Origin of the sequence: Dolichospermum circinale AWQC131C, assembly GCF_000426905.1 — a bacterium.
GTDB classification, from domain to species: Bacteria; Cyanobacteriota; Cyanobacteriia; order Cyanobacteriales; family Nostocaceae; genus Dolichospermum; species Dolichospermum circinale.
Genome location: NZ_KE384598.1, coordinates 49,795 through 58,892 on the forward strand (window position 1 = coordinate 49,795; position 9,098 = coordinate 58,892).

Consider the following 9,098-nt stretch of genomic DNA (forward strand, 5'->3'; position numbering starts at 1 on the left):
CACCTGTCACCTGTCACCTGTTCCCTGTTCCCTGTTCCCTGTTCCCTTGTCATATTGATTCTAAATAACGCCTTAATTTACTACTAAACCAATCAATAACTGTCACTACTAACAATAGCACTAACATCATAGTTGTCGCTTTAGTATATTCAAATCCATCTATATAGCTTTTCAATTGAAAGCCTATCCCCCCAGCACCAACCACTCCTAAAACCGAAGCCGCACGGATATTATATTCAAACATCCATAAAGTATAACCTAGTCCTAGCGGTAATATTTGCGGTAGTATACCATATTGGACAATTTGCATTCTTGATGCGCCGATAACTTGTAAAGACTCTAAAGAACGATGATCTACTGATTCTATAGCTTGTTGATAAAATTTGGCCAGATATCCAATAGTATATATTGACAATGCTAATGTTCCCGCAGGTGCGCCTAAGCCAGTAGCAGCGACAAAGATTAAACCTAAGATAATTGACGGTACAGAACGCACAGCATTTTGCAGTAAATTTGCTATCCATCTTAACCATAAAGGAGCGATATTATTAGCACTAGCCATAGCAATTGGTAATGATAAAATTGCGCCTATAGTTGTTCCCCATAAAGACATTTGTACAGTTTCAATTAATCCTTGAATAGCAATATCTAAAACTTGCAAATTTGGAGGAAATAGCCGAGAAATAAAATCCGTAATAAAAGGCCAACTATCTTTTAATAAGTGAAAATCAACCTTTAATCCTTGTAAAGACCAAATATAAACTTGGATCATCAACAAGAAAATAGCTAAAGGAACAACCCAAGGATAACGATGAAAAATTTGTAACTTAGGAAAGGGTTTCATTTTTTAAAACAAAGTAAAATTTTCTATTTTTAATTTTTTGTAAGCATTCAGCCGCAAATATTGATTAGATAAATAAGGTGCGTTACGCTGGTGCTAACACACCCTACTGCTTTGCGTCAGATCAAGTTATACTTTTTTCAGGAAAATTGGGCTTGTAAATTTTCACATTTACCATCATAAACTACTTCCCCTTTATCTAAAATAATAGCTCTTTGAGCGTATTCTGTAGCTAAAGCTAAATCATGTAAAACAGTAATAATAGTTAAACCTTGTTGATGTAATTCAGATAAAGTTGTCATTACTTGTTGTGAGGCTATTATATCTAAACCTGTAGTAGGTTCATCAGCTAAAAGTATTTGCGGAGACTGCATTAATGCACGAGCAATTGCTACTTTTTGTTGTTGGCCACCACTCAATTTACTAGTTTTTTGATATATGTGTTCTCCTAAGCCTAATTGTGTTAATAATTCTAAGGCTAATTTTTGATCGCTTTGAGGAAATCCCAATAAAGTTTGTCGGTTTTTTCTAACTCCTAATCTTCCACATAAGACATTATCAATAGCTGATAATTGTCGAATTAATCCCCCTCCTTGAAATAACATTCCCACATCTCGACGAATTTGTGGTAATTTTTTTTGAGAGCAAGAAATACCATTGATTTTAATTTCTCCTTTGATTAAAGGTACTAAACCCACGAAAGATTTTAACAATGTTGATTTACCCGCACCATTCAATCCTAATAAAGCCACAAATTCACCTTGATTAATTTTGCAGTTAATTTTATTTAAAATTGGACGTTTTAGAGATGAAATATAATCTGTCTCTAAATTAAAACATTCAATGCAATTCACGTTACTTCTCGATAAATTTAATGAGTGAGAATTGGTCTTTTCTACTTGATAAATAGTCATAAATAACCTCAGGACAAAATTTCTTCATCAAAGCACTAATAGAAAACCAAAGATTTTTAACCCACAAAGGTGGGTTCTATTTATATCTATGGTTCTATTCCTGTATTTTTTAATGCTTGTCGTACTGGTTGAAGATGACGATTATGATCAATTCTTACCAATTCTGTGGAATTATATAAACCAGTTAATAATTGATTATTTTCTGATTTATTTAACTTTAACAAAGCTTTAATCAAATTTTCTCTGACTACAACTGGTACATCATCATCAATCGCAATTCCATGAGCAGGAACACCAGAAATTTTGTGTAATACTCTAATTTTATCTCTATTTTCCGCTGCTAAATAAGGAGGAAAAAGAGCATATTCTGATACTACAGCTACATCAGCTTGACCCCTAACTACAGCATCTAAAGCTTTACTATAATTCCCACCATAACTAATTTTACCAAAAAAACTATCTAAACGGTCACGATTCGGAACAAAACCCAGTTTTACTAATTCACTGACTGGAAAAATAAATCCAGAACCAGAGGTAGGAGAAGTAAAAGCCATGGTTTTTCCTCTTAGTTGTTCTAGGGTTGCTTTCCCAGAATTTTTACTTTTTAATTCGCTATTCTGAGGAACAACAAAAACAGAATTATAAGTGTATCTTCCAGAGTAATTTTTACGAACTTCAGCCAAATATAACCGAGAATTTGCTAATTGTTCCGCTTTGAGTGCCGAACGACTGCTTAAAAATGCTACATCAGCCCGATTTGCTCTTAAAGCCTCTACTGCGGCTGTTTCATCACCTACTTGCGCTTTGACAGATATTCCTAATTCTTTTGATAAAAATTTGGCCATACTATTAGCTTTATTTTGCAAGTCAGTAGAATCAGAACGGCTAGGAAAAACTATGGTTATATCTTGCAATTTTTGAGCAATTAAGCCTGTTTTTGCTTGTTTTATGGGATGTTGAGCGATCGCAATTGGCAAAAACCCTGAACTGTACCAAACCATTCCTGTGAACCCTAACAACCCTCCACAAAGGCTATACAGACTTTTTTTACACACTTTCATTTTCCTACTCCATTAAGAATTATTTTCAATATTTTTGCAAATTTATTGCAATTAGTTCCCTAAAGAAACTTTATCCTTTTTAGAAATAAAAGTCAATAAGGTAAAGATTTTTTTCTTGAAAACGACAAAGACCCGATATTGAGTATGCTTTATAAAAATTAATATCTATTATATAGATTGTTAATGCAATTAAGTGTTTTATAACAAAATAATATAAAATAGATAAATATTTAAGCGCAAATATATATTAAAAGTTAGGTAAATTAGCAGTTAGGATAGTCAAAATCATCTGCATTGAGGAAAAATTATGGTATTATTATAAATACACAACAGCTAAACAATTAGTTTTGAAACTGATGTTATTGTCTACCATAAACTCAGGATTTACTATATATAAAAACTATATATAAAAAATGATGAACAAATTAAGAATTTACCAACCAAGAAACCTCTGGTTTGAAAGATTAATGGCCATTATTGCCAGTTTTAACTTAATATTAGTTTTATTCGATTTAAGTTACGTACCCTGGCGAGATTTTTACTTCCGTAGACTTCCTGGAATTACTCGATTTTATGACCCCATTAAAGGTATTGAATCTCATCGTGATACTAAACAATATTTACAAGCAGTAGAGGAATTAGAAGCACAGATAACTCAAACAGGACTAAACTCATTTCAAGTCAAAACTAAGTTAGAAAACCTCCGTTTCCTCTCTAAAGAGATGATTGAAACTAATCCTTTTGCTGGTGCAGGAAAAAGTGGAACTCTGGAAAAAATTAAAAACCGAATGCGGGAACATATCAAAGAAAAATCTGCAAAAGCTGCATTTAATACTTTTTGGAGTCAGGAATATTTATCTAAACATGGTTGGAATCAAGAAATAGATTTTTTCCGCGAGAGAATTAGCCCGGTAATTGCGATCAACTATTATCGTAAAATTGATGAAAATGGTGAACTTTTCGATAGTTTTTGGAAAATTGATTTACCTTTTGTGGTTCTATTTACCATAGAATTATTAGGACGGACTTTTTTTATCAAACGTAGATATAGTCATTTAAGTTCGTTAGAAGCAATTCTTTGGCGTTGGTATGATTTATTATTAATAATACCCATTTGGCGCTGGTTCAGAGTTATTCCAGTGACAGTAAGACTTGATCAAACAAAGCTGGTTGATTTTTACTTAGTCAGAAGACAAATTCATCAAGGTATTTTGGCTAATTTTGCGGAAGAAATTACAGAAATTGTCGTCGTTCAAGTAATTAATCAAGTTCAAGGTTCAATTCAAAGAGGTGAGATTACACGCTGGATATTAGAATCAGAAAATGTGCGTTCTTATATAGATATTAATAATATCAATGAAGTAGAAGCAATCACTGGATTATTAATTACAACACTGGTTACTCAAATATTACCAAAAATCCAACCAGAAGTAAATGCGATTTTAGTCTACAGTATTCAAATTGCTTGTCAGCAATTACCTGGTTATCATAACCTTCTCATGTTACCAGGATTAGGTAAAGCTCAAACACAAATCAGTGAACAAATAGCAAGCCAAATTACTAATAATATTTATGGAGCTTTATCTAATACTATTAAAGATCCTATGGCAGCAAAACTTTCTACTCAGCTAATAGAAAAATTTACAACTTCATTCACTTCAGAAATTCAGCAAAAGCAAGTTTTAGTAGAAATTCAAAGTTTGGTAAATGACTTTTTAGAAGAAGTTAAAATTAACTACATTCAACGTTTATCCCAAGAGGATATAGACAAAATACTCGAACAAACTAGAAAAGTGCGAGCGGAATCATCTAGTAGTCTATCTATTAGCAAATAAAAAATTAGGAATACAGCAGTTGCCAATATGATCAGGTACAGATATTAATGATATTGTAGAGACTTTCCTGGGAACGTCTCTACATTCTTATAATTTCTGCTGTTTGCCCTCTATTACTGCATTTCGTCGTATTCTGCCGTTTCTACCCTCCTTGCTTCCATACGCGAAGAAGGTAAAAACTCAGCGCGACGAACAGGACCTAAAGGCGGTGTAGATCCATTGTAAGGATGAAGTACTTGGACGGTACGAACAGGACGCTGTTTTGGCGCAAATAAGGACAATACCCCAGCCACCACAATACCCCCACCAATGGTCAATGTTGCACCACCCACAGCCCAAAGCATGGGGGAATTTCGCCAATCATTTTGCTCCGGTTGTGGTAGCGCGGCTATTTTTTGTTGTTGACTAGCTAATTGGGCTTGCCATTGCTGTTGAGTAGCACTTTGCAGTTGTTGTTGGAGTTGTTGGTTTTGTAACTTTAGTTGTTCATAGTCACTTTTAAACTTCTCAATCTGCATCTTCTGCTTTTCCAGTTCTAGACGCTGATCAGAAGTGGGGGCAGTTGGCGGTTGATTAGCATATACTGGTTGTCCGTAATTAGGCGGATACTGCATAGAAGGCTGCATTACCTGGGGTGCCATTACCGTTCCTGGTATTTGTGGACTGACAGCAAAATTTGATGATAGAGGGGTATTTGTCCCTTTAAGCAAGACTAGAGCCGCTAACCCAGCTACAGCAACTCCGCCAATAAATGCCATACTTTCACTCATTGCTGTTACCCCCCGAATGCTACTGAACAGTAACTCTCATGTAACCGATGTACTCTCACACCCATAATTTTTACCTACTTCGTCCGTATTATATGTAAAACTCAAGTTTTAAAACAGTGTATCAGTTAGTTTTTGGTCTATTCTAATATATGCTGTTATTATTTAACGCTATTACAGTCAAATTGTCCAGTAGAAAATCACAAAAAAATACACTGTTTTTATTTTTGTTTAAATGGGATTGTTGAGGGCTGTCTTGAGACTTTGGCAAAACTGACCAATGGCTTCTAGTCCCTGTTCTGGCGTTCCTTCTGCTAGGCGCTTGACTACAGCACTACCCACAATTGCTGCGTCCGCACCCCATTCCCTTACTTGCCGCGCTTGTTCCGGCTCGGAAATACCAAAACCCACACCAATGGGTTTATCTGTAACATGACGAATTTCTTGGAGTAAATCAAAAACCCGTCCTTGTATCTGGGTTCGCATACCGGTGACACCAGTAACACTTACCAAATAGATAAAGCCCTCAGAAGCACGAGCGATCGCTTTTATCCGCTCATGATCACTGGTAGGAGCTACCAATAGGATTAAATCTATCCCCCTCTCGGCGGCAGGTTTTATTAGCCCTGCTGACTCTTCTAGGGGCAAATCAGGAACTACTAACCCCGCTACTCCAGCCTCCTGAACTTGCTGGAGAAATTTATCAATACCTCGATGTAAAATCGGATTGTAATATGTAAATAAGATAATCGGCGATCGCAAGCTTGGACTAATAGATTTAAGCATTTCTAATACCCGCTCTAGGGTTGTCCCCCGTTGCAAGGCACGAGTAGCAGCAGCTTGAATCACTGGACCATCGGCCAAGGGATCAGAATAGGGTACACCTAACTCAATCAGATCAGCACCAGAACGATCTAGAACCTGTAAAGCTTTAGCTGTAGTTTCTAAATCGGGATCACCAGCGGTAATAAAGGGAATCAAAGCGCACCCCTGGTTCCGTCTCAAACTTTCAAAGCAACGAGAAATAGCAGTCATTTCACCTAGTCAGTAGTCAGTAGTCAGTGGTCAGTGGTCAGTGGTCAGTGGTTATTTATAAACAAACAACTGACAACTGAACAATGATAACCTTAAACCTGAGATTCTTTTTCTTGTGCAATTTTCGCCTGTAGTTCGGCTAATTCTTCAGGAGAAAGTTCATCAAGACGCTTTTGCAAAAAAGCTGTTTCATAAGCCTCTCGTTGTTGATGGTAGGTCATTTTATTCCCCATTGCTCGGAAAATATAGGTGCATAACCAGCCAATTAGACCCGCTATCAAAAATACCTGACTCCAGATCCCAGCATTTTGACTATCTAAACCTACTAGCTGCAAACCCACATAAGCCAAACCACCGGCTACGAAAACGCCGAAACCAATACCAATCGCGTCAATACGTCGCATGAGTTTTATGACCTACCAAATCTTAATTTAAGCAATTTTGCGCGGACGGGGGTTCAAATTTACAAATGGTGAGAGAACGAGTAAACCCGGAAAGAAGAAAAACACCAAAAAGTACATAAACACCCGTTCCACAGAACCAGCCGCATACCATCTTAAACTCAAGTAAAACAAGACAGCAATTGGTATCACCAGCAGATAAGCGCCAGCCAAACTCAGATACAGTAGTGCTACAACCATATTCCTTACCGCAATTTGAGAAAACTATATTTGGTGTATTCACTTCATAATACGCTGAATGCCCGGATTAAGGGAATCAGTAATCAGCAATTTAGTGTATCAATCTCCATTCCTCAACACGGAAAAAATTTAATTTGCTCAAAATCTCAACTTTATGATATAATCGGCTAGAGCCATTAAACTGGAAACTTGAGTAAGTAAAAGCCTAACTTTCTGTTTTGTTTGGGGTCAAGTCCCAAATATTCAAGTTAGAAAAATAAAAACTAAATTTTTTGGAAATTTTTTTCAAAATCTACTTGCCAAAAAAAAGTAATTAGTGGTATAACAGACAAGCAGGCGAAAAACTGCACAAAAAACTAAAAACCCTTCGGGAGTGTGGCGGAATGGTAGACGCTACGGACTTAAGGAATTGAGCCTTGATCGGGAAACCTTTCAAGTGGAAGCTCTCAAACTCAGGGAAACCTAAATCTCATAACCTAAATTTAGTTTATAGATATGGCAATCCTGAGCCAAGCCCAGAAAATCTAAAATTTGAGATAAAAATTTCTCAAGTTAAAGGCCATGGGAAGGTGCAGAGACTCGACGGGAGCTACCCTAACGTCAAGACGAGGGTAAAGAGAGAGTCCAATTCTCAAAACTTAGAATTGCTTGAGCAACTGAGTAGTAGTGAAAACTGCAAGAGAATGAAAATCCGTTGACCTTAAACGGTCGTGGGGGTTCAAGTCCCCCCACTCCCATCTAAAAACTAATTACAGGCACAATAATACAGAAGTACAGAAATCTATTTATTTGTGTCTTTATATTAGCTATTACCTATTACCCATTACCCATTACCTATTACCCATTACCTGTCAATAATGCAAATCCAATCTCCTTGTACAATTGCTGTCATACCACCAGGAAAAGGGTCTGTTTGAGAACGATTGGGGGCTGTGATTAAAGCTACTAACTTCTCAATGTGTTCAAAGTTGGGGGACTCAGGTAAGATATTTTGAAGTACCTGACGGATTACCCGACGTTGCAGCGCTAAAGGTAATGTTTTTAAAATTTGACGATTTAGGTGTAAATCCTGTTTCTCACCCTTTACTGACGCTTCTAGCCGCCAATGATGGGCTGTTTGTTCCAGATATTCTACCTCAGCTTGAAGCAGTTCCGCTGTTTGGGCTAAATTTGTCTCTACTTGGGAGTGGAAATTTACTTTTAAGTATGGTATCAATTCTTGACGAATGCGGTTGCGCGGATATTGTAAATTTTGATTGGTGCTATCTTCCCAAATAGGTAAATTAAAATCTTGACAAAACTGCTCAGTTTGGGAGCGGGTAATTTCCAACAATGGACGGACTAAGATAATATCATCAGTGAGTGGCCGCTGCCAAGTTAAAGCTTGTAAACCATCGGCACCAGTACCACGAATTAAATTATATAATAGAGTTTCTGCGCGATCGCTGGCAGTATGTCCAGTGATAACATATTGATAATGATGAGTTTGAGCAATTTTAGTTAAAGCGTGATATCGCCAATTTCTGGCCGTAGCTTCACTATTAACAGGTTCATGGGCTGTTTCTAAATAAAAAGGTATATGCCAATGTTGTGCTAAATTTTGCACATGATGAGCATTAGCCTGGGAATCTTCGCGCCAACAATGATCACAATGGGCTATAGCTAAATTCCATCCCCATTTAGGTTGTAAGTCTAATAATAATTTAATTAAACATAAAGAATCTTGTCCACCAGAAACTGCCACTAATAGCCCTTGGTCGCGCTCAAATAGATGACGGCGGTGGATGGTACGATGTATTTTAGCGTGAAGGGGAGTCCATGTCATCAGAGGTATCAATATTAGCTGCTTGCTTGAGAGAAATTTTCATTGTGCTTAAAAGCTGACGAACTCTATAATGGCTCAAATGTGAGCAAGTGGTAAGAAATCTCCAGAAATTCAAGATTATCTAAGTAGGTTGGCGTTAAAAATTGTCGTTATGACAAGGGAACAGGGAACAGGGAACA

The 9,098-nt window shown here is 36.8% G+C and carries 9 protein-coding genes; 1 reads left to right on the forward strand and 8 read right to left on the reverse strand.

Annotated features, from left to right (window positions below; genetic code table 11):
- Positions 1-49: 49 nt before the first annotated feature.
- The 3 genes from phnE to ACIR131C_RS0105890 form a co-directional block, all read right to left on the reverse strand.
- Positions 50-844 carry a phosphonate ABC transporter, permease protein PhnE gene (phnE, locus tag ACIR131C_RS0105880; RefSeq protein ID WP_028089450.1) on the reverse strand — a complete coding sequence of 265 codons (795 nt, stop codon included), beginning with the start codon at positions 842-844 and terminating at the stop codon, positions 50-52.
- A 137-nt stretch (positions 845-981) separates the two neighbouring features.
- Positions 982-1,755, reverse strand: a complete 774-nt coding sequence (locus ACIR131C_RS0105885; protein ID WP_081677168.1) for a phosphonate ABC transporter ATP-binding protein — start codon at positions 1,753-1,755, stop codon at positions 982-984.
- 86 nt (positions 1,756-1,841) lie between these two features.
- The gene (locus ACIR131C_RS0105890; RefSeq protein ID WP_417033466.1) at positions 1,842-2,756 is read right to left on the reverse strand and encodes a phosphate/phosphite/phosphonate ABC transporter substrate-binding protein; all 915 of its coding nucleotides are present in this window, start codon (positions 2,754-2,756) and stop codon (positions 1,842-1,844) included.
- A 476-nt stretch (positions 2,757-3,232) separates the two neighbouring features.
- On the opposite strand from ACIR131C_RS0105890, the gene ACIR131C_RS0105895 reads away from it, so the two are divergent.
- Entirely contained in the window at positions 3,233-4,651 is a 1,419-nt protein-coding gene (locus ACIR131C_RS0105895; protein WP_035371559.1) for a hypothetical protein, read from the forward strand.
- A gap of 113 nt (positions 4,652-4,764) precedes the next feature.
- On the opposite strand, the gene ACIR131C_RS0105900 is transcribed toward ACIR131C_RS0105895, so the two are convergent.
- The 5 genes from ACIR131C_RS0105900 to tilS all read right to left on the reverse strand — a co-directional run bounded on the left by ACIR131C_RS0105900 (position 4,765) and on the right by tilS (position 8,919).
- Positions 4,765-5,421, reverse strand: a complete 657-nt coding sequence (locus tag ACIR131C_RS0105900) for a hypothetical protein (RefSeq protein WP_028089454.1) — start codon at positions 5,419-5,421, stop codon at positions 4,765-4,767.
- 228 nt (positions 5,422-5,649) lie between these two features.
- Positions 5,650-6,453 (reverse strand): tryptophan synthase subunit alpha, encoded by an 804-nt coding sequence (trpA, locus tag ACIR131C_RS0105905; protein WP_028089455.1) that lies wholly within the window; start codon positions 6,451-6,453, stop codon positions 5,650-5,652.
- A 92-nt stretch (positions 6,454-6,545) separates the two neighbouring features.
- Positions 6,546-6,857, reverse strand: a complete 312-nt coding sequence (locus tag ACIR131C_RS0105910) for a DUF3007 family protein (RefSeq protein WP_028085427.1) — start codon at positions 6,855-6,857, stop codon at positions 6,546-6,548.
- A 27-nt stretch (positions 6,858-6,884) separates the two neighbouring features.
- A complete protein-coding gene (gene ndhL, locus ACIR131C_RS24345) occupies positions 6,885-7,094 on the reverse strand; it encodes an NAD(P)H-quinone oxidoreductase subunit L (protein WP_071604934.1) in 210 nt (69 codons plus the stop codon).
- A gap of 844 nt (positions 7,095-7,938) precedes the next feature.
- Complete coding sequence (gene tilS, locus ACIR131C_RS0105920) at positions 7,939-8,919, reverse strand: tRNA lysidine(34) synthetase TilS (RefSeq protein ID WP_028089457.1); 981 nt, start codon at positions 8,917-8,919, stop codon at positions 7,939-7,941.
- Positions 8,920-9,098 lie beyond the last annotated feature (179 nt).

Bases quoted from the DNA above. Each gene is read 5' to 3' on its own strand.
- ACIR131C_RS0105910 (WP_028085427.1), bottom strand. From the start codon at position 6,857: ATGCGACGTATTGACGCGATTGGTATTGGTTTCGGCGTTTTCGTAGCC.
- ndhL (WP_071604934.1), bottom strand. From the start codon at position 7,094: ATGGTTGTAGCACTACTGTATCTGAGTTTGGCTGGCGCTTATCTGCTG.
- ACIR131C_RS0105895 (WP_035371559.1), top strand. From the start codon at position 3,233: ATGAACAAATTAAGAATTTACCAACCAAGAAACCTCTGGTTTGAAAGA.
- trpA (WP_028089455.1), bottom strand. From the start codon at position 6,453: ATGACTGCTATTTCTCGTTGCTTTGAAAGTTTGAGACGGAACCAGGGG.
- ACIR131C_RS0105890 (WP_417033466.1), bottom strand. From the start codon at position 2,756: ATGGTTTGGTACAGTTCAGGGTTTTTGCCAATTGCGATCGCTCAACAT.
- tilS (WP_028089457.1), bottom strand. From the start codon at position 8,919: ATGACATGGACTCCCCTTCACGCTAAAATACATCGTACCATCCACCGC.
- phnE (WP_028089450.1), bottom strand. From the start codon at position 844: ATGAAACCCTTTCCTAAGTTACAAATTTTTCATCGTTATCCTTGGGTT.
- ACIR131C_RS0105885 (WP_081677168.1), bottom strand. From the start codon at position 1,755: ATGACTATTTATCAAGTAGAAAAGACCAATTCTCACTCATTAAATTTA.
- ACIR131C_RS0105900 (WP_028089454.1), bottom strand. From the start codon at position 5,421: ATGAGTGAAAGTATGGCATTTATTGGCGGAGTTGCTGTAGCTGGGTTA.